At 64.2% G+C, this 19,829-nt stretch carries 12 protein-coding genes and 4 tRNA genes; 15 read left to right on the top strand and 1 reads right to left on the bottom strand.

Annotated elements, in window-relative coordinates:
• Positions 1-294: 294 nt before the first annotated feature.
• A complete protein-coding gene (locus tag SSKA14_RS20755; RefSeq protein ID WP_008264961.1) occupies positions 295-3,033 on the bottom strand; it encodes a TonB-dependent receptor in 2,739 nt (912 codons plus the stop codon).
• 170 nt (positions 3,034-3,203) lie between these two features.
• On the opposite strand from SSKA14_RS20755, the gene SSKA14_RS20750 reads away from it, so the two are divergent.
• The 15 genes from SSKA14_RS20750 to rpoC all read left to right on the top strand — a co-directional run bounded on the left by SSKA14_RS20750 (position 3,204) and on the right by rpoC (position 19,738).
• Positions 3,204-4,223: a cyanophycinase gene (locus SSKA14_RS20750; RefSeq protein WP_040009889.1), complete on the top strand. Its 1,020-nt coding sequence runs from the start codon at positions 3,204-3,206 to the stop codon at positions 4,221-4,223.
• Positions 4,224-4,288: 65 nt separating this feature from the next.
• Positions 4,289-5,305 (top strand): isoaspartyl peptidase/L-asparaginase, encoded by a 1,017-nt coding sequence (locus SSKA14_RS20745; protein WP_040009887.1) that lies wholly within the window; start codon positions 4,289-4,291, stop codon positions 5,303-5,305.
• Between the two features lie 137 nt (positions 5,306-5,442).
• Positions 5,443-5,528, top strand: a tRNA-Tyr gene (locus SSKA14_RS20740).
• A 24-nt stretch (positions 5,529-5,552) separates the two neighbouring features.
• Positions 5,553-5,626: transfer RNA gene (locus SSKA14_RS20735), tRNA-Gly, on the top strand.
• A 49-nt stretch (positions 5,627-5,675) separates the two neighbouring features.
• Positions 5,676-5,751: transfer RNA gene (locus tag SSKA14_RS20730), tRNA-Thr, on the top strand.
• Between the two features lie 41 nt (positions 5,752-5,792).
• Positions 5,793-6,983, top strand: a complete 1,191-nt coding sequence (tuf, locus tag SSKA14_RS20725) for an elongation factor Tu (protein ID WP_004154360.1) — start codon at positions 5,793-5,795, stop codon at positions 6,981-6,983.
• A 102-nt stretch (positions 6,984-7,085) separates the two neighbouring features.
• A tRNA-Trp gene (locus tag SSKA14_RS20720) sits at positions 7,086-7,161 on the top strand.
• A gap of 49 nt (positions 7,162-7,210) precedes the next feature.
• A complete protein-coding gene (gene secE / locus SSKA14_RS20715; protein WP_004154361.1) occupies positions 7,211-7,624 on the top strand; it encodes a preprotein translocase subunit SecE in 414 nt (137 codons plus the stop codon).
• 10 nt (positions 7,625-7,634) lie between these two features.
• A complete protein-coding gene (gene nusG, locus SSKA14_RS20710; RefSeq protein ID WP_004154362.1) occupies positions 7,635-8,195 on the top strand; it encodes a transcription termination/antitermination protein NusG in 561 nt (186 codons plus the stop codon).
• A 284-nt stretch (positions 8,196-8,479) separates the two neighbouring features.
• A complete protein-coding gene (gene rplK, locus SSKA14_RS20705) occupies positions 8,480-8,908 on the top strand; it encodes a 50S ribosomal protein L11 (RefSeq protein WP_004145248.1) in 429 nt (142 codons plus the stop codon).
• Positions 8,909-8,912: 4 nt separating this feature from the next.
• Positions 8,913-9,611 (top strand): 50S ribosomal protein L1, encoded by a 699-nt coding sequence (gene rplA, locus SSKA14_RS20700; protein ID WP_004154350.1) that lies wholly within the window; start codon positions 8,913-8,915, stop codon positions 9,609-9,611.
• Between the two features lie 384 nt (positions 9,612-9,995).
• Positions 9,996-10,532 carry a 50S ribosomal protein L10 gene (gene rplJ / locus SSKA14_RS20695; protein ID WP_005408203.1) on the top strand — a complete coding sequence of 179 codons (537 nt, stop codon included), beginning with the start codon at positions 9,996-9,998 and terminating at the stop codon, positions 10,530-10,532.
• Between the two features lie 63 nt (positions 10,533-10,595).
• Entirely contained in the window at positions 10,596-10,964 is a 369-nt protein-coding gene (gene rplL, locus SSKA14_RS20690) for a 50S ribosomal protein L7/L12 (RefSeq protein ID WP_004154353.1), read from the top strand.
• Positions 10,965-11,272: 308 nt separating this feature from the next.
• A complete protein-coding gene (gene rpoB, locus SSKA14_RS20685; RefSeq protein ID WP_004154354.1) occupies positions 11,273-15,427 on the top strand; it encodes a DNA-directed RNA polymerase subunit beta in 4,155 nt (1,384 codons plus the stop codon).
• An 87-nt stretch (positions 15,428-15,514) separates the two neighbouring features.
• The gene (gene rpoC, locus SSKA14_RS20680; protein WP_004154358.1) at positions 15,515-19,738 is read left to right on the top strand and encodes a DNA-directed RNA polymerase subunit beta'; all 4,224 of its coding nucleotides are present in this window, start codon (positions 15,515-15,517) and stop codon (positions 19,736-19,738) included.
• Positions 19,739-19,829: the final 91 nt, after the last annotated feature.

Genomic DNA, 19,829 nt, shown 5'->3' with positions numbered 1-19,829 from the left:
GACCCCGATCAGTGCTTTCGAATCGTGGACAAAAATTCGCCGCGCCTCAAAATGCCTGCTGCGCAATGCTCGCACCCACTTGTCCACATCAAGTTCCCATCGCTCTCCACGTCCCGTGTGGAAAACAATCACGGTGATGGATAAAAAATCACCACATCCGGAAACGCCCGCACTGCAAGCCTCGCGGCCACTTGTCCACACCAAGTTCCCATCGCTTTCCACGCGCGGTGTGCATAAGAAACAAGGCCCGCCAATGGCGGGCCTTGTCGTCCACGTCCTGCAATGCCGCGTGCCTTACAGCGCGCTGCCACCGAACTTGTGGGTGTACTGCAGGTTGATGGTGCGGCCGACGCTGTCGAACCAGGACACGTCGTAGTACGGGTACGCGGTGTACGTGGCGTCCTTCGGCGGCATCTTGTTGAACACGTTGACCACCGACAGCGACAGGCGCGAATGGTCGTCGAAGCGGTACTGCAGCGACGCGTTGTAGCGGTAGGTCGCCTTCACGTACGGGCTGTCACCGCTGTCCCACTTGAACACCTGGTCGTAGTTGTCCGAGGTTGGCAGCTTGCCCAGGCGCGAGCCGTAGACCGTGGCCGACCAGGCGTCCTTCTCCCAGGTCACGCTCAGGCTGGTCTTGGTGCGCGGGATGTCGAAGCCGCTGTTGACCGCGAACTGGTCCAGGGTCGGGTCGCCCGGATAGCGCTGGAAATCGTGCTTCTTCACCCAGGTGTGGGTGCCGTTGAGGATGAAGTCGCCGATCCCGGTCTGCAGGCGATAGCGCAGGCCCACGTCGATGCCGGAGGTGGACTCGCGGGCAACGTTGATCGGGGCCACGCGCACGCCGTACAGGCGGCCATCGCTGGTACGGGTGATGCGGTCGAGCGCATCCACGCAGGTCGGCGAATTGATGTCGGCGCTGCCCAGGCGGCAGTTCGCTTCATTGGCCAGGATCGTGCGCACGTCCATGTCCTGCACCTGCTTGCGCATGTCGATGTCGAACCAGTCCACCGACAGGTCCAGGCCGATCGCCGGCGACCAGACGAAGCCGGCACTCCACGAGGTGCTTGTTTCCGGGTCGAGCTGGCGGTTGCCGGTGCGGCTGCGGATCAGGTTGCGCTCGTAGTCGGAACAGTCGCTGGCGCCTTCGAGGCGGCAGGTGTACAGGTCTTCGGCGCTGGTCTCGTCGTTGCCCGGGCCGGCGAACACGTAGTGCAGGTCCGGTGCGCGGAACGCGGTGCCATACGAACCACGCACCAGCAGGGTGTCGATCGGGCGCCATTCCAGGCCGCCGCTCCAGGTGGCCTTGCCGATGGTATGGCCCGAATAGCGGTACTGGTCGTAGCGACCGGCCACGCTCAGGTTGACCGTTTCGTGCAGCGGCATGCGCAGCTCGGCCGCAGTGGCCCAGCGGTTGCGCGAACCCTGGCCGTCCGAGTCCTTCCAGCTGTAGTAGTAGTACTGGGTGGCCAGCGGATCGGGATTCAGCGCGTAGGCCTGCTGGCCCACCTCCACGGTCGCGGCGAAGCCGGCATCGCCGCCCGGCAGGCCGAACAGCGCCGAGTTGGTCACGGTGAACGCGGCCGTCTCGGTGCGCGACTTCGGCGAATACGTGGTGCGTGCGGCAATCGAATCGTACTCGGCGCGGGTCAGCGGCCGGTACAGGCGCGACGGGTCGGCGTTGTAGATCGGGAAGCCGTCATCGTCCACCCCCAGCTGCGGGCCGAGGAACAGGTCATTGGCCTTGGAGGCGATGATCTGCGCCCAGCTGATCCGCGACTGGTACTGGGAGTGGCTCAGCGCCGCCTCGTAGTCCCAGTTGCCGGCCAGGTTGCCCTTGAAGCCGGTGGTCACGCTGAAGGTCTTCTGCGTACTGCGCACCATCGCATTGCGCAGGCCGCCCATTTCCTCGGGCGAGAACTGGCGCTGCCAGAATTCGATTTCGCCGGTGGCCTGGTTGTTGAAGTAGCCCGACTCGTCACCGTTGGCATCCATTCGGCCCCACTTGGTGACGTCGCGCATCAGCGACATCGTGTGGTAACCCAGCTGCACGTCGGCGAACCACTGCTGGCCGTTGTTGAAGTCGTAGCTCAGCGAGGCGTAGCCGTTGGCGCCGCGGCGCTTGCTGAGGATGGTGCCGTAGCCGATCGACGCGTCGCTGCCACAGTAGTAGCCGTACTTCGGGCGGAAGGCGCGGTAGGTGCTGCCCTGGTTCTGCCCGGCCAACGCCTCGCAGGTAGCGGCGCCCGGGTCCAGGTAGTCGTCGTTGTAGTCGGTGCGCAGGTAGGCGCGGCGCGCGATGCGCGAGCCCTCGGTGGGGCCGTCCTGGGTCGAATCCTGGATGTCGCGCTCATAGGCCCACAGCGGGGTCTGCGATTGCAGCTCAACGCTGTACACGGCGTTGAAGTTGCCGCGGCTGAAGCCGCTGGCCAGGCTCATGTCGAACGACTCGCCACCGCCCTCGCTGGTGGTGCCCATGCGCATGTCGATCGTGGTGCCGTCGGCCTTCTTCTTCAGGATGAAGTTGACCACGCCGGCGATCGCGTCGGAGCCGTAGATCGCCGAGGCGCTGCCGGTCAGCACTTCGATGCGCTCGATCATGCCCAGCGGAATGTTGGAGACGTCGGTGAAGTTGCTGCGGCCCTTGAACGGCATCGGGAAGTCGGCGATGCGACGGCCATTGACCAGCACCAGCGTGTGGTTCGGGCCCAGGCCGCGCAGGTCCACCTGCTGGGCGCCCGGCGAGAAGTCGGCGCCGCTGGACGATTGCTGGCTCTGGGTCTCACCGCCGTTCTGGGTCATCGACCGCAGCACGTCCGGCACGGTGGTGAAGCCGCTGGAACGGATCTGCTCGGCGCTGATCACCGTGATCGGGGCGGGACCTTCCACCTGGGCGCGCGGAATGCGCGAACCGGTGACCTGCACCGCATCCAGTTGTTGAACCGAAGAGGAAGCCGGTGCCTGGGCCGCCGCGGAAGCAGCCACGCCCATCAACGCCAGCTGGATCGACCACGCCATCGCCTTTCTACGCATGAGGAATTCTCGAAAATGAAGCCGGCCCGCAGAGGAGGGGCCCTGTCCCCCATTCAGATTTCCGGAATGGGCGCGCGCATTTAACGCCTTTTTTATGTCCTTGACTACTGGCTTTCTATCTGGCAAAGAGTGAAAACGCTTGCAAGTCGATTTTGTTCAGGGAGATCAAGATGCGACGCCTCCTCAGTGCCCTGCGAGGGCCCCTCGTCTGGCTGGTCTGCCTGGTTCTGGCGTGGCCGCTCGCAACCTCAGCGCAGGATCTGCAGAGCCCCGGCTTCGCCTACTACGAAGTGGGGGACCTGGAGGCGCCGAGGCCCGGACCGCGCGCGCCGGCGATGATGCTGATGGGCGGCGGCGAATGGGTGCCGGAGGCATTCCAGTGGTGGCTCAGGCAGGCCGGCAACGGCCGCGTGTTGATTCTGCGTGCCTCCGGCCGCGACGAACTGCAGGACCGCCTGTATCGGGAAATCGGCGGTACCACCGCGGTGCAGACCCTGGTCTTCGACAGCCGCCGCGGCGCCGACGATCCGGCCGTGCTGCGGGTGGTTGCAGCGGCCGATGCCATCTTCATCGCCGGCGGTGACCAGTCGCGCTACATCCGCTTCTGGAAGGGCACCGCGCTCAACCGCGCGCTCAACGCCCACGTACGCGCCGGCAAGCCGATCGCCGGTACCAGTGCAGGCCTGGCCATCCTTGGCGGCTATGCCTATGGCGCGTTGGACGGAGGCAGCATCAGCTCCGCCGGTGCGTTGGCCGACCCGATGGGCAGCGCGGTCACCATGGACAGTGGCTTCCTGCAGATGCCCTACCTGCAGCGGGTGGTCACCGACACCCACTTCGACAAGCGCGACCGCCTTGGCCGCCTCATCGTGTTCGTGGCCCGTGCCGCGCAGGACAGTGGCGACCCCGACATCGTCGGTATCGGCGTCGACGAGGACACGGCGTTGTGCGTGGAGCCGGATGGCCAGGCCCAGGTCTACAGCGCCGACGGCGAGGGCAAGGTGTGGGTGGTCAGCCCCGGGCGTGACGCCGACCGCCTGGTCGAGGGCGAGCCGCTGCGGTTCCATGCCGTGCCGGTGACGGTGGTTGCCAGTGGCAGCCGCATGCGGCTGGATGACTTCGAGGCCGAGGCCGACTACCAGGCCGTCGCCGACGTCAGCGATGGAGAGATCGACGTCGTGCGCCAATGATGCTCCTTTCCGCTCGTGCCGGCCGCTGGCCAATCCATTCATTCGTCCTGCTGGAGATGTACCCGATGAAACTGCGTTTGGCGCTGTCCGCGCTGCTGTCCCTGCCCCTGCTTGCCCAGGCTGCACCGGCCACTTCGCCGCTGCTGGTCATCCATGGCGGCGCTGGTGTCGAGCGCAAGGACCTGTCGCCGGCCGAAGAGAAGGCAGCGCGCGAAGCGCTGCGTGCCGCGCTGCTGAAGGGGCACGCCGAACTGGCGGCCGGGCGCCCGGCACTGGCCGCGGTCACCGCGGCGATCACCGTGCTGGAGGATGATCCGACCTTCAACGCCGGCAAGGGCGCGGTGTTCACCCATGACGGCCACAACGAGCTGGACGCAGCGGTGATGGATGGCACAAGCCAGGCGGCAGGGGCTGTGGCCGGTGTGCAGCGGGTGCGCAACCCGATCCAGCTGGCGCAGACCGTGATGCAGAAGTCCAGGCACGTGATGATGGTCGGGCAGGGCGCCGAAGCCTTTGCGGTGGAGCAGGGCATGACCCTGGTCGATCCGTCGTACTTCCGCACCGACAAGCGCTGGCAGCAGCTGCAGCGCGCCTTGAAGGAAGAGGCCAGCGGCCAGGCGCATGCCGACCTGGAGACCGCGAAGCACTTTGGAACCGTGGGCGCGGTCGCGCTTGACGCGCAGGGGCATCTGGCCGCCGGCACCTCCACCGGCGGCATGACCAACAAGCGCTACGGACGCGTGGGCGACTCGCCGATCATCGGTGCCGGCACCTGGGCCGATGCCCGTTGCGCGGTGTCGGGCACCGGCTGGGGCGAGTACTACATCCGCACCGCCGCCGCGCACGAGATCTGCGCACGCATGCGCTACCAGGGGCAGACACCGGAGCAGGCCGGCAAGGGTGTGATCAACGAGACCATTCCGCAGATGGGCGGCGATGGTGGCGCAATCGTGCTGGCCGCAGACGGAAAAATGGCCACGCCGTTCAACACCCAGGGCATGTATCGGGGCTGGATCGGCGCCGACGGCGTACCCCATGTCGCAATTTTCGCCAGCGAGACCCTGCCGGTCCCAGGGCAATAACCTTGCGTATCAATGGGTTTGCGACAACGTGTGAAAAAGATGGAAAAAAGCGTTGACAGGCCCCCGTCCCATCAGCAGAATAAGCGGCTCACCACCACACACCGCAACGCTTCGGCGGCAACGGAATGGGGTGGTAAGGAGGGATACCCAAGCGGCCAACGGGGGCAGACTGTAAATCTGCTGGCTTACGCCTTCGGTGGTTCGAATCCACCTCCCTCCACCAGTTTCACGTTGTGACATTCCCGGCGCGGGAGTAGTTCAATGGTAGAACCTCAGCCTTCCAAGCTGATGGTGCGGGTTCGATTCCCGTCTCCCGCTCCATTGAATGAACTTTGAATATTATCGAGTTCATGTCATAATGCAAAACTCGGCTCACGTAGCTCAGTCGGTAGAGCACTTCCTTGGTAAGGAAGAGGTCGAAGGTTCGATTCCTTTCGTGAGCACCATCTTAAGCATCACCTCTCAGACGAATTCGAGATAAGCAGCCATGGCCAAGGGTAAGTTCGAGCGCACCAAGCCGCACGTCAATGTCGGCACCATCGGTCACGTCGACCACGGCAAGACCACGCTGACCGCCGCACTGACCAAGATCGGTGCCGAGCGCTTCGGTGGCGAGTTCAAGGACTACTCCTCGATCGACGCCGCGCCGGAAGAAAAGGCTCGTGGCATCACGATCTCGACCGCGCACGTCGAATACGAATCCCCGGTCCGTCACTACGCCCACGTCGATTGCCCGGGCCACGCTGACTACGTCAAGAACATGATCACCGGTGCCGCCCAGATGGACGGCGCGATCCTGGTGTGCTCGGCCGCTGACGGCCCGATGCCGCAGACCCGCGAGCACATCCTGCTGTCGCGTCAGGTCGGCGTGCCGTACATCGTCGTGTTCCTGAACAAGGCCGACATGGTCGACGACGCCGAGCTGCTCGAGCTGGTCGAGATGGAAGTGCGCGAGCTGCTGAGCAAGTACGACTTCCCGGGCGACGACACCCCGATCATCGCCGGTTCGGCCCGTCTGGCGCTGGAAGGCGACCAGAGCGACATCGGCGTGCCGGCCATCCTGAAGCTGGTCGACGCCCTGGACAGCTGGATCCCGGAGCCGGAGCGCGCAATCGACAAGCCGTTCCTGATGCCGGTGGAAGACGTGTTCTCGATCTCGGGCCGCGGCACCGTGGTGACCGGTCGTATCGAGCGCGGCGTGATCAAGGTTGGCGACGAAATCGAAATCGTCGGCATCCGTCCGGTGCAGAAGACCACCGTGACCGGCGTTGAAATGTTCCGCAAGCTGCTGGACCAGGGTCAGGCAGGCGACAACGCTGGCCTGCTGCTGCGCGGCACCAAGCGTGACGACGTCGAGCGTGGCCAGGTCCTGGCCAAGCCGGGTTCGATCAAGCCGCACACCAAGTTCGAAGGCGAAGTGTACGTCCTGTCGAAGGACGAAGGCGGTCGCCACACCCCGTTCTTCAACGGCTACCGTCCGCAGTTCTACTTCCGCACCACCGACATCACCGGCGCAGCTGCACTGCCGGAAGGCGTCGAAATGGTGATGCCGGGTGACAACGTCAAGATGGTCGTCACCCTGATCAACCCGGTGGCAATGGACGAAGGCCTGCGCTTCGCCATCCGCGAAGGCGGCCGTACCGTCGGCGCCGGCGTGGTCTCGAAGATCATCGAGTAAGCCTGCAGTACCGGTGGTTGCATAGCGCCGCCGGTTACGCGAATGGCGGGCCGGGAACCTCGGTCCGCCTTCGCCGTCTAAGGGAAGGCAAGTTTTAAACGTACGCCAGTAGCTCAATTGGCAGAGCAGCGGTCTCCAAAACCGCAGGTTGGGGGTTCGAGTCCCTCCTGGCGTGCCATCTGCCCACCTTATCCAGCGGCCTGGGCCGCTAAAGCAGACACAGCCGGATGAATAGCAAGATCGAACACTCCAAGGACAACTCCGCCCACGGTGGAGATATCGTCAAGTATGTCGCCGCATCGCTGCTGGTGCTGGCCGGTCTGTTCGTCTGGTTCTGGTTCTCCGCCGACTCCGGTCGCGCCGCCCAGCTGGGTGCGTGGGCGGGTCAGCTGCGTGCGTTGGCGGTCGTGGTCGGTCTGGTTGGCGGTATCGGCGTGTTCATGCTGACCGGCAAGGGGCGCGACACCCGCGAATTCCTCTCCGAGTCGCGCTTCGAACTGCGCAAGGTGGTCTGGCCGACGCGCCAGGAAGCCATCCGCATGACGTGGGTCGTGATCGTCGTGGTGCTCATCCTCAGCCTGCTGCTGGGTGGCTTCGACTTCCTGATCCAGAAACTGACTCAGTGGTTCCTGAGCCGCTAAGGAGAATTGCATGAAGCGTTGGTACGTCGTTCACGCCTATTCGGGCTTCGAGAAGTCGGTGGCGCAGGCTCTGCGCGATCGCATCGTCCGTGACGGCATGGAAGAGCGCTTCGGCGACGTCCTGGTCCCGACCGAAGAAGTGGTCGAGATGCGCGCTGGCCAGAAGCGCCGTTCCGAGCGCAAGTTCTTCCCGGGTTACGTGCTGGTCCAGATCGAGACCCACGAAGAAGCCGGTATTCCGCGCATCGACAACGAAAGCTGGCACCTGGTCAAGGAGACCCCGCGCGTGATGGGCTTCATCGGCGGTACCGCCGATCGTCCGCTGCCGATCGCCGATTCCGAGGCCGAAGCCATCCTGAACCGCGTTCAGGAAGGTGTCGAGAAGCCGCGTCCGAAGGTGCTGTTCGAACCGGGCCAGATGGTCCGCGTTACCGATGGCCCGTTCAACGATTTCAATGGCGTCGTCGAAGAAGTCAATTACGAGAAGAGCCGTCTGCGCGTCTCGGTGCTGATCTTCGGTCGTGCCACCCCGGTCGAGCTCGAGTTCGGCCAGGTCGAGAAGGCCGTCTGACCTGACATGTAGAGTCGAGCTTGCTCGACTTTCCGTTCAGTCGAGTAGGGTCGACTCTGCAGATGGAAACCGGGCTTGGCCCGGTTTCTTCCGTTTACGTGCCGCTTCAGGCATGTGAAGAAAAAACCTGATATAGTGCGCGGCTCCCCGCTGGGAAGCCAGCAGGACGAGGCCACCGCAAGGTGGCCTTCGGCATGATTTCAAAACGCGATGCCGGGACGCGTGATTCCCGGTCCGATGGGGAGCCTGTTGTCGAAAGGCGCTAGCACCCGGAGAGCACTCACATGGCAAAGAAAGTTGTCGGTTACATCAAGCTGCAGGTGAAGGCCGGTCAGGCCAACCCTTCGCCGCCGGTCGGTCCTGCGCTGGGTCAGCGTGGTCTGAACATCATGGAATTCTGCAAGGCGTTCAACGCTGCCACGCAGAAGCTCGAGCCGGGTCTGCCGGTTCCGGTGATCATCACGGCCTACTCGGACCGTACGTTCACCTTCATCACCAAGAGCACCCCGGCTACCACCCTGCTGAAGAAGGCCGCTGGCATCTCGTCGGGCTCCAAGCGCCCGAACACCGAGAAGGTCGGCAAGGTCACCCGTAAGCAGCTGGAAGAGATCGCCAAGGCGAAGGAACCGGATCTGACTGCCGCCGACCTGGACGCCGCCGTGCGTACCATCGCTGGCTCTGCCCGTTCCATGGGCCTCGTGGTGGAGGGTTAATAAGATGGCACAGACCAAGCGTGAGAAGGCCATCAAGGCCGCCGTCGTTCCGGGCAAGGCATACGCCTTCGAGGACGCGATCAACATCCTGAAGAGCGCCACCAAGGCCAAGTTCGTCGAGTCGATCGACGTTGCCGTGCGCCTGGGCGTCGATGCGAAGAAGTCCGACCAGCAGGTCCGTGGCTCCACCGTGCTGCCGGCCGGTACCGGCAAGTCGGTCCGCGTCGCCGTGTTCGCTCCGGCCGGTGCCAAGGCTGACGAAGCCCTGGCCGCTGGCGCCGAAGCCGTCGGTATGGATGACCTGGCCGAGAAGATGCAGGCCGGCGATCTGAACTACGACGTCGTCATCGCGACCCCGGACGCCATGCGCGTCGTCGGTAAGCTGGGCACCGTGCTGGGCCCGCGCGGCCTGATGCCGAACCCGAAGGTCGGCACCGTTTCCCCGAACCCGGGTGAAGCCGTGAAGAACGCCAAGTCGGGTCAGGTCCGTTACCGCACCGACAAGGCCGGCATCATCCACTGCACCATCGGCAAGGCCGACTTCGCCGAAGACGCGCTGAAGTCGAACCTGACCGCGCTGCTGCTGGACCTGATCAAGGCCAAGCCGGCTACCTCGAAGGGCACCTACCTGCAGAAGGTTTCGGTCAGCTCGACGATGGGCCCGGGCGTCACCGTCGACCAGTCGTCGCTGACCCTGAAGTAATTGTTTGAAGCGGTCACGGTGCCCTGGGTGCCGTGACCGTGACATTTGAAGGCATCGCTGGCAGTGCATCGCCCGCGGTAGCCGTCAAAGACCGCAGGCGCGGTCGTGGCAATACCGGCGACGGGCACGGAAGCTCGATCTGGCAAGGAGTCGCCGCCGGAGCAGTCATGAGCGCTTAATCGATTCCCCGGAATCACCCTGCGTAGATGGTGCCCTTCTGGAGTTTTTCTGGTTCACGCATGTCTGGGATTTCCCTGATTGCCTCCAGGTCTGGAACGGCCCACCCCCCGGAACATCATCCCGATGTTCCCGGCGTCCAGGACGGATGCCGCACAGGACCGCACACGGCAGGAGCCGTAAGCGGAGTTCAATAGGAGGAGTGCAATGGCTCTCAATCTGTCCCAGAAGCAAGAAGTAGTCGCCGAGCTGGCAGACGTCGCCGCCAAGGCCCACTCCTTGATCGCAGCCGAATACGCTGGCACCACGGTCGCCCAGATGACCGCGATGCGCAAGCAGGCTCGTGAAACCGGTGTTTTCTTGAAGGTTGTCAAGAACACCCTGGCTTCGCGCGCCGTTGAAGGCACCGAGTTCGCAGTCGCCCAGGACCAGATGGTTGGTCCGCTGCTGTACGCGTTCTCGCTCGAGGAGCCCGGCGCTGCCGGTCGCCTGATCAAGGAAGCCGCCAAGGGCAACGACAAGCTGAAGGCTAAGGTCGTCGCCATCGGTGGCGAAGTGTTCCCGGCAAGCCACGTCGACGTGCTGGCCTCGCTGCCGACCCGCGATCAGGCCCTGGCCATGCTGGCCCGCGTCCTGACCGAGCCGGTCACGATGTTTGCCCGCGCCATCAAGGCCGTTGGCGAGAAGCAGGGTGGTGGCGATGTCGCCGCCGACGCTGCCGAGCCGGCCGCCGAGACCGCCTGAGTTTCGACTTACCGTGGTTCCTGACGGAACCTCAACCCAGAAAATCATCCAAAGGTATTAATCATGTCCCTTACCAACGAACAGATCGTCGACGCCATCGCCGAGAAGTCCCTGATGGAAGTGATGGAGCTGGTCAAGGCCATCGAAGAAAAGTTCGGCGTCTCCGCCGCCGCTCCGGTTGCCGTGGCTGCTGCCGCTGGCCCGGCCGCTGCTGTTGAAGAGCAGACCGAGTTCGTCGTCACCCTGAAGTCGGCCGGCGACAAGAAGGTCGAAGTCATCAAGGCCGTCCGCGCCATCACCGGCCTGGGCCTGAAGGAAGCGAAGGACCTGGCCGAAGCCGGCGGCGTCCTGAAGGACAACGCTTCGAAGGACGAAGCCGAGAAGATGAAGAAGGACCTGGAAGCTGCTGGCGCGACTGTCGAAGTCAAGTAAGCACTTCCTTTGCATCGTCATCGATTCACGGCGATGCAGCCAAGGCTGGGGGCGTAAGCCCCCGGCCTTTGGTCGTTTCATGCAATACAGGTTGTAACTGCGGCAAAAAGCCCAACACGGGCTGCGGTCAAACCCCGGCAGGCCAGCGCGCGGCGCGGCGGCGGGGGAGTGGATGCAGACGAGTTGGCAGTTGGAAGTAGCGGGAGAAGGCGTGCTGGTGCCGGCAATACCAGCGACTTCCAACTGACAATTTCAAGTTCCCTTCAGGGTCGTGGACGCACGGCCCGCACAACAAGGTGGAAGACCTCATGACGTCCTATTCGTTCACCGAAAAAAAGCGTATCCGCAAGGATTTCGGCAAGCAGCGCTCGATTCTCGAAGTGCCGTTCCTGCTCGCCATCCAGGTGGATTCCTATCGTGAATTCCTGCAGGAAAACGTCGATCCGGCCAAGCGCACGGACCACGGCCTGCACGCTGCGCTGAAGTCGGTCTTCCCGATCGCCAGCTACAGCGGCAATGCCGCCCTGGAATACGTCGGCTACAAGCTGGGCGAGCCGGTCTTCGACGAGCGTGAGTGCCGCCAGCGTGGCATGAGCTACGGCGCCCCGCTGCGCGTGACCGTGCGCCTGGTGATCTACGACCGTGAGTCGTCGACCAAGGCCATCAAGTACGTGAAGGAGCAGGAGGTCTATCTGGGCGAAATCCCGCTGATGACCGAGAACGGCACCTTCATCGTCAACGGCACCGAGCGCGTCATCGTCTCGCAGCTGCACCGCTCGCCGGGCGTGTTCTTCGACCACGATCGTGGCAAGACCCACAGCTCGGGCAAGCTGCTGTACAGCGCCCGCATCATTCCTTACCGCGGTTCCTGGCTGGACTTCGAGTTCGACCCGAAGGACGCGCTGTTCACCCGTATCGACCGCCGCCGCAAGCTGCCGGTGTCGATCCTGCTGCGCGCGCTTGGCTACAGCAACGAAGAGATGCTGGCCGAGTTCTTCGAGATCAACACCTTCCACATCAACCCGGATGAAGGCGTCCAGCTGGAGCTGGTGCCGGAGCGCCTGCGCGGCGAAACCCTGGGCTTCGACCTCGCCGACGGCGACAAGGTCATCGTGGAAGCCGGCAAGCGCATCACCGCGCGCCACATCAAGCAGCTGGAAGCCTCGGGCATCGCTGCCCTGGCCGTGCCGGACGACTACATCGTCGGCCGCATCCTGTCGCACGACGTGGTCGATGCCTCGACCGGCGAACTGCTGGCCCAGGCCAACGACGAAATCACCGACGAGCAGCTGCAGAGCTTCCGCAAGGCCGGCGTCGATGCCGTGGGCACCCTGTGGGTGAACGACCTGGATCGTGGCCCGTACCTGTCCAACACCCTGCGCATCGACCCGACCAAGACCCAGCTGGAAGCCCTGGTCGAGATCTACCGCATGATGCGTCCGGGCGAGCCGCCGACCAAGGATGCCGCGCAGAACCTGTTCCACAACCTGTTCTTCACCTTTGAGCGCTACGACCTGTCCGCGGTCGGCCGCATGAAGTTCAACCGTCGCGTGGGCCGCAAGGAAACCACCGGCGAAGCCGTGCTGTACGACCGCAAGTACTACGGCGAGCGCAACGACGAAGAGTCCAAGCGCCTGGTCGCCGCCCACGGCGACAGCTCCGACATCCTGGACGTGATCAAGGTCCTGACCGAGATCCGCAACGGTCGCGGCGTGGTCGATGACATCGACCACCTGGGCAACCGTCGCGTGCGTTCGGTCGGCGAAATGGCCGAGAACGTGTTCCGCGTGGGCCTGGTCCGCGTCGAGCGCGCGGTCAAGGAGCGCCTGTCGATGGCCGAGTCGGAAGGCCTGACCCCGCAGGAACTGATCAACGCCAAGCCGGTCGCCGCTGCCATCAAGGAGTTCTTCGGCTCCTCGCAGCTTTCGCAGTTCATGGACCAGAACAACCCGCTGTCGGAAGTCACGCACAAGCGTCGCGTCTCGGCCCTGGGCCCGGGCGGCCTGACCCGTGAGCGCGCCGGCTTCGAAGTGCGCGACGTGCACCCGACCCATTACGGCCGCGTCTGCACCATTGAAACGCCGGAAGGCCCGAACATCGGCCTGATCAACTCGCTGGCCGTGTACGCCCGCACCAACCAGTACGGTTTCCTTGAGACCCCGTACCGCAAGGTCGTGGACGGCAAGGTCTATGACGAAGTCGAGTTCCTGTCGGCCATCGAAGAAAACGAGTACGTCATTGCGCAGGCCAACGCGCTGACCAATGCCGACAGCGTGCTGACCGAGCAGTTCGTGCCGTGCCGCTTCCAGGGCGAATCGCTGCTGAAGCCGCCGGCGGAAGTCCACTTCATGGACGTCTCGCCGATGCAGACCGTGTCGATCGCGGCCGCGCTGGTTCCGTTCCTGGAGCACGATGACGCGAACCGTGCACTGATGGGCGCCAACATGCAGCGTCAGGCCGTGCCGACCCTGCGTGCGCAGAAGCCGCTGGTCGGTACCGGCATCGAGCGCGCCGTGGCGCGTGACTCGGGCGTGACCGTGAACGCCCGCCGTGGTGGCGAGATCGTGCAGATCGACGCCGCCCGCATCGTGGTCAAGGTCAACGAGGAAGAGATCGTTGGCGCCACCGACGCAGGCGTGGACATCTACAACCTGGTCAAGTACACCCGTTCGAACCAGAACACCTGCATCAACCAGCGTCCGCTGGTCCAGGTGGGTGACGTCATCGCCCGCGGCGACGTGCTGGCCGACGGTCCGTCCACCGACATCGGCGAACTGGCCCTGGGCCAGAACATGCTGATCGCGTTCATGCCGTGGAACGGCTACAACTTCGAAGACTCCATCCTGCTCTCCGAGCGCGTGGTGGAAGAGGATCGCTACACCACGATCCACATCGAAGAACTGACCTGCGTTGCGCGTGATACCAAGCTGGGGCCGGAGGAAATCTCCGCCGACATCCCGAACGTTTCCGAGCAGGCGCTGAACCGCCTGGACGAGAGCGGCGTGGTGTACATCGGTGCCGAAGTCCGCGCCGGCGACATCATGGTCGGCAAGGTCACCCCGAAGGGCGAAAGCCAGCTGACCCCGGAAGAGAAGCTGCTGCGCGCGATCTTTGGCGAGAAGGCTTCGGACGTTAAGGACAGCTCGCTGCGCGTTCCGCCGGGCATGGACGGCACCGTCATCGACGTGCAGGTCTTCACCCGCGACGGCATCGAGAAGGACAAGCGCGCCCGCCAGATCGAAGAGTCTGAAATCAAGCGCGTCAAGAAGGACTTCGACGACCAGTTCCGCATCCTGGAAGCCGCCATCTACATGCGTCTGCGTTCGCAGATCGTGGGCAAGGTGGTCAACGGTGGCGCGGGCCTGAAGAAGGGCGACGTCATCAGCGACGCGTTCCTGGACGGCCTGAAGAAGGCTGACTGGTTCGCCCTGCGCATGAAGGACGAGGACGCCTCGGAAGCCATCGAACGCGCGCAGAAGCAGATCCAGGCGCACGAGAAGGAATTCGAGCGCCGCTTCGCCGACAAGCGCGGCAAGATCACTGCCGGTGACGACCTCGCGCCGGGCGTGCTGAAGATGGTCAAGGTGTTCCTGGCCGTGAAGCGCCGCATCCAGCCGGGCGACAAGATGGCAGGCCGCCACGGCAACAAGGGTGTGGTCTCCAACGTGGTGCCGGTCGAGGACATGCCGTACATGGCCTCGGGCGAAACCGTGGACATCGTGCTGAACCCGCTGGGCGTGCCGTCGCGTATGAACATCGGCCAGATCCTGGAAGTGCACCTGGGCTGGGCCGCCAAGGGCCTGGGTCGCAAGATCCAGGCGATGATGGAGGCCCAGGCGGCCGTTGCCGACCTGCGCAAGTTCCTGGACGACATCTACAACCACGATGACACCAACGTGGCCAACCGTGTCGACCTGTCGCAGTTCAGCGACGAGGAACTGCTGCGCCTGGCCCGCAACCTGACCGACGGCGTGCCGATGGCCACCCCGGTCTTCGACGGCGCCACCGAAGCGGAAATCAAGCGCATGCTGGAACTGGCCGACCTGCCGAGCAGTGGCCAGACCCAGCTGTACGACGGTCGCACCGGTGAAGCCTTCGATCGCCACACCACCGTCGGTTACATGCACTACCTGAAGCTGAACCACCTGGTCGACGACAAGATGCACGCCCGTTCGACCGGTCCGTACTCGCTCGTCACCCAGCAGCCGCTGGGCGGCAAGGCGCAGTTCGGCGGCCAGCGCTTCGGTGAAATGGAAGTCTGGGCGCTGGAAGCCTACGGCGCGGCCTACACCCTGCAGGAAATGCTGACGGTGAAGTCCGATGACGTGCAGGGCCGCAACCAGATGTACAAGAACATCGTCGACGGTGAGCACGAGATGGTCGCGGGCATGCCGGAATCCTTCAACGTGCTCGTGAAGGAAATCCGCTCGCTGGCCATCAACATGGAACTGGAAGACAACTGATCCATGCCGGCGCGGCGGTCCGCCGCCGCGCCGCTGGCAGTCAACTGAAAGCCCATCGACACAGCATTCCTCCTTCTGGAGAACACCATGAAAGACCTGCTCAACCTCTTCAACCAGCAGCGCCAGACGCTGGACTTCGACGCGATCAAGATCGCGCTGGCCTCGCCGGACCTGATCCGTTCGTGGTCCTTCGGCGAAGTGAAGAAGCCGGAAACCATCAACTACCGTACCTTCAAGCCGGAACGTGACGGCCTGTTCTGTGCCGCCATCTTCGGCCCGGTGAAGGACTACGAGTGCCTGTGCGGCAAGTACAAGCGCATGAAGCACCGCGGCGTGGTCTGCGAGAAGTGCGGCACCGAAGTGACCCTGGCCAAGGTGCGCCGCGAGCGCATGGGCCACATCGACCTGGCCTCGCCGGTCGCGCACATCTGGTTCCTGAAGTCGCTGCCGTCGCGCATCGGCCTGATGCTGGACATGACCCTGCGCGACATCGAGCGCGTGCTGTACTTCGAAGCGTACGTGGTGACCGAGCCGGGCCTGACCGCCCTGGAGCGCCGCCAGCTGCTGACCGAAGAACAGTACCTGCAGGCCCGTCAGGAGCACGGTGACGACTTCGACGCCGCGATGGGCGCCGAGGCCGTGTACGAACTGCTGCGCACGATCGACCTGCAGTCGGAAATGACCCGCCTGCGCGAAGAAATCGCCGCCACCGGTTCGGAAACCAAGCTCAAGCGACTGACCAAGCGCATCAAGCTGATCGAAGCCTTCCTGGAATCGGGCAACCGTCCGGAATGGATGGTCATGACCGTGCTGCCGGTGCTGCCGCCGGACCTGCGTCCGCTGGTTCCGCTGGACGGCGGCCGCTTCGCGACCTCCGACCTGAACGACCTGTACCGCCGCGTCATCAACCGTAACAACCGCCTGCGCCGCCTGCTCGAACTGAGCGCGCCGGACATCATCGTGCGCAATGAAAAGCGCATGCTGCAGGAATCGGTCGATGCGCTGCTGGACAACGGCCGTCGTGGCCGTGCCATCACCGGTACCAACAAGCGCCCGCTGAAGTCGCTGGCCGACATGATCAAGGGCAAGCAGGGTCGCTTCCGCCAGAACCTGCTCGGCAAGCGCGTCGACTACTCGGGCCGTTCGGTCATCGTGGTCGGTCCGTACCTGCGCCTGCACCAGTGCGGCCTGCCGAAGAAGATGGCGCTGGAGCTGTTCAAGCCGTTCGTCTTCGCCAAGCTGCAGCGTCGTGGCCTGGCCACCACCATCAAGGCCGCCAAGAAGCTGGTCGAGCGCGAAGAAGCCGAAGTCTGGGACATCCTGGAAGAGGTCATCCGCGAGCATCCGGTGATGCTGAACCGTGCGCCGACCCTGCACCGTCTGGGCATCCAGGCGTTCGAGCCGGTGCTGATCGAAGGCAAGGCCATCCAGCTGCACCCGCTGGTCTGCACCGCGTTCAACGCCGACTTCGACGGTGACCAGATGGCCGTCCACGTGCCGCTCTCGCTGGAAGCCCAGCTGGAAGCGCGTGCGTTGATGATGTCGACCAACAACATCCTGTCGCCGGCCAACGGCGAGCCGATCATCGTGCCGTCGCAGGACGTCGTGCTGGGTCTGTACTACATGACCCGCTCGCTGGAAAACAAGAAGGGCGAGGGCATGGCCTTCGCCAACATCGCCGAAGTCAAGCGTGCCTACGACAACCGCGTGGTGGAACTGCACGCACGCGTCAAGGTCCGCATCACCGAGGTGGTGACCGACGAAGACGGCGTGAAGCAGAACAAGACCTCGATCGTGGACACCACGATCGGTCGCGCCCTGCTGGCTGAAATCCTGCCGGAAGGCCTGCCGTTCGCGCTGGCCAACACCGAGCTGACCAAGAAGAACATCAGCCGCCTGATCAACTCCAGCTACCGCCAGCTGGGTCTGAAGGACACGGTCGTGTTCGCCGACAAGCTGATGTACACCGGCTTCGCCTACGCGACCCGCGCCGGCGTGTCGATCGGCATCGACGACATGCTGATCCCGGACGAGAAGAAGGGCATCCTCACCGAGGCCGAAGCCGAAGTGCTGGAAATCCAGGAGCAGTACCAGTCGGGCCTGGTCACCGCCGGCGAGCGCTACAACAAGGTGGTCGACATCTGGTCGCGCACCAACGAGCGCATCGCCAAGGCGATGATGGACACCATCGGTACCGAGAAGGTGGTCAATGCCAAGGGCGAGACCATCGACCAGAAGTCGATGAACTCGCTGTACATCATGGCCGACTCCGGTGCGCGTGGTTCGCAGGCGCAGATCCGTCAGCTGGCCGGCATGCGTGGCCTGATGGCCCGCCCGGACGGCTCGATCATCGAGACGCCCATCAAGGCGAACTTCCGCGAAGGCCTGAACGTGCAGGAGTACTTCAACTCCACCCACGGTGCCCGTAAGGGTCTGGCCGATACCGCGCTGAAGACCGCGAACTCGGGTTACCTGACCCGTCGTCTGGTCGACGTCGCGCAGGACGTGGTGATCACCGAGGTGGATTGCGGTACCACCGAAGGCCTGATCATGACCCCGATCGTGGAAGGCGGCGACGTGGTCGAGCCGCTGAAGGATCGCGTGCTGGGTCGCGTGGTGGCCGAGGACGTGTTCCTGCCGGGCAACGACGAAGATCCGATCGTCACCCGCAACACCCTGCTGGACGAAGCCTGGGTCGCCAAGCTGGAAGACGCCGGCGTGCAGAGCATCAAGGTGCGTTCGACGATCTCGTGCGAATCGGCCTTCGGTGTCTGCGGTCGCTGCTACGGCCGCGATCTGGCCCGTGGCCACCTGGTCAACATCGGTGAAGCGGTCGGCGTCATCGCCGCCCAGTCCATCGGTGAGCCGGGTACCCAGCTGACCATGCGTACGTTCCACATCGGTGGTGCGGCGTCGCGAGCGGCTGCGGTCGACAACATCACCGTCAAGACCACCGGCTCGGTCAAGTTCAGCAACCTCAAGTCGGTCGAGCACGCCAACGGCTCGCTGGTGGCGGTGTCGCGCTCGGGCGAAATCTCGGTGCTCGATGCCCACGGCCGTGAGCGCGAGCGTTACAAGCTGCCGTACGGTGCGACCATCACGTCCAAGGACGGTGATGCGATCAAGGCTGGCCAGACCGTGGCCAACTGGGATCCGCATAACCACCCGATCGTGTCGGAAGTGGCCGGCTTCATCCGCTTCATCGACTTCGTCGACGGCATCACCGTCATCGAGAAGACCGACGAGCTGACCGGCCTCGCTTCGCGCGAAATCACCGATCCGAAGCGTCGTGGTACCCAGGCCAAGGACCTGCGCCCGATCGTGCGCATCGTCGACGCCAAGGGCAACGACCTGTCGATCCCGGGCACCGACCTGCCGGCGCAGTACCTGCTGCCGCCGCGTTCGATCGTCAACCTGCAGGACGGCGCCCCGGTGGGCGTGGGCGACGTCGTCGCCAAGATCCCGCAGGAAGCCTCGAAGACCCGCGACATCACCGGTGGTCTGCCGCGCGTGGCCGACCTGTTCGAAGCGCGCAAGCCGAAGGATCCGGCGGTGCTGGCCGAGCGTTCGGGCATCATCAGCTTCGGCAAGGACACCAAGGGCAAGCAGCGCCTGATCATCAAGGACACCGATGGTTCGGAGCACGAAGAGCTGATCCCGAAGTACCGCCAGGTCATCGTGTTCGAAGGCGAGCATGTCACCAAGGGTGAAACCATCGTGGACGGCGAGCCGAGCCCGCAGGACATCCTGCGTCTGCTGGGTGTCGAACCGCTGGCGGCCTACCTGGTGAAGGAAATCCAGGACGTGTACCGCCTGCAGGGCGTGAAGATCAACGACAAGCACATCGAGGTGATCACCCGCCAGATGCTGCGCAAGGTCGAGATCACCGACCAGGGCAGCAGCAAGTTCCTGAACGGCGAGCAGGTGGAGCGCCAGCGCGTTATCGAGGAGAATGCGCGCCTGTCGACCCGCAACGAGCTGCCGGCGCACTTCGATCCGGTCCTGCTGGGTATCACCAAGGCGTCGCTGGCGACCGAGTCGTTCATCTCGGCCGCGTCGTTCCAGGAAACCACCCGCGTGCTGACCGAAGCGGCCGTCCGCGGCACCTCGGACAACCTGCGTGGCCTGAAGGAAAACGTCATCGTGGGTCGCCTGATTCCGGCCGGTACCGGCCTGGCGTACCACAGCAACCGCCGCCGCGGCGCTTCCGGTCTCACCGAGTCGGAGATGCAGACTCTGGCCGGTACCCCGGCCGCGGTCGAGGCGCCGGTGGTTGAAGCCGAAGCTGAACAGGCATCGGGCGAAGAATGAGGTATCCGGTCCGGCCGCAAGGCCGGACCACCCCGTCGGTCCATCGATGGGATTGGGAAAGGGCAGGGGAGATCGTCCGCGATCGACCCTG

The sequence above is a fragment of the Stenotrophomonas sp. SKA14 genome, assembly GCF_000158575.1.
Lineage (GTDB): Bacteria > Pseudomonadota > Gammaproteobacteria > Xanthomonadales > Xanthomonadaceae > Stenotrophomonas > Stenotrophomonas forensis.
This window is presented reverse-complemented; position numbering and strand designations above follow the sequence as displayed.

Excerpts from the sequence above, each read along its gene's own strand:
- SSKA14_RS20755 (WP_008264961.1), bottom strand. The coding sequence starts at position 3,033 with ATGCGTAGAAAGGCGATGGCGTGGTCGATCCAGCTGGCGTTGATGGGC.
- SSKA14_RS20750 (WP_040009889.1), top strand. The coding sequence starts at position 3,204 with ATGCGACGCCTCCTCAGTGCCCTGCGAGGGCCCCTCGTCTGGCTGGTC.
- SSKA14_RS20745 (WP_040009887.1), top strand. The coding sequence starts at position 4,289 with ATGAAACTGCGTTTGGCGCTGTCCGCGCTGCTGTCCCTGCCCCTGCTT.
- tuf (WP_004154360.1), top strand. The coding sequence starts at position 5,793 with ATGGCCAAGGGTAAGTTCGAGCGCACCAAGCCGCACGTCAATGTCGGC.
- secE (WP_004154361.1), top strand. The coding sequence starts at position 7,211 with ATGAATAGCAAGATCGAACACTCCAAGGACAACTCCGCCCACGGTGGA.
- nusG (WP_004154362.1), top strand. The coding sequence starts at position 7,635 with ATGAAGCGTTGGTACGTCGTTCACGCCTATTCGGGCTTCGAGAAGTCG.
- rplK (WP_004145248.1), top strand. The coding sequence starts at position 8,480 with ATGGCAAAGAAAGTTGTCGGTTACATCAAGCTGCAGGTGAAGGCCGGT.
- rplA (WP_004154350.1), top strand. The coding sequence starts at position 8,913 with ATGGCACAGACCAAGCGTGAGAAGGCCATCAAGGCCGCCGTCGTTCCG.
- rplJ (WP_005408203.1), top strand. The coding sequence starts at position 9,996 with ATGGCTCTCAATCTGTCCCAGAAGCAAGAAGTAGTCGCCGAGCTGGCA.
- rplL (WP_004154353.1), top strand. The coding sequence starts at position 10,596 with ATGTCCCTTACCAACGAACAGATCGTCGACGCCATCGCCGAGAAGTCC.
- rpoB (WP_004154354.1), top strand. The coding sequence starts at position 11,273 with ATGACGTCCTATTCGTTCACCGAAAAAAAGCGTATCCGCAAGGATTTC.
- rpoC (WP_004154358.1), top strand. The coding sequence starts at position 15,515 with ATGAAAGACCTGCTCAACCTCTTCAACCAGCAGCGCCAGACGCTGGAC.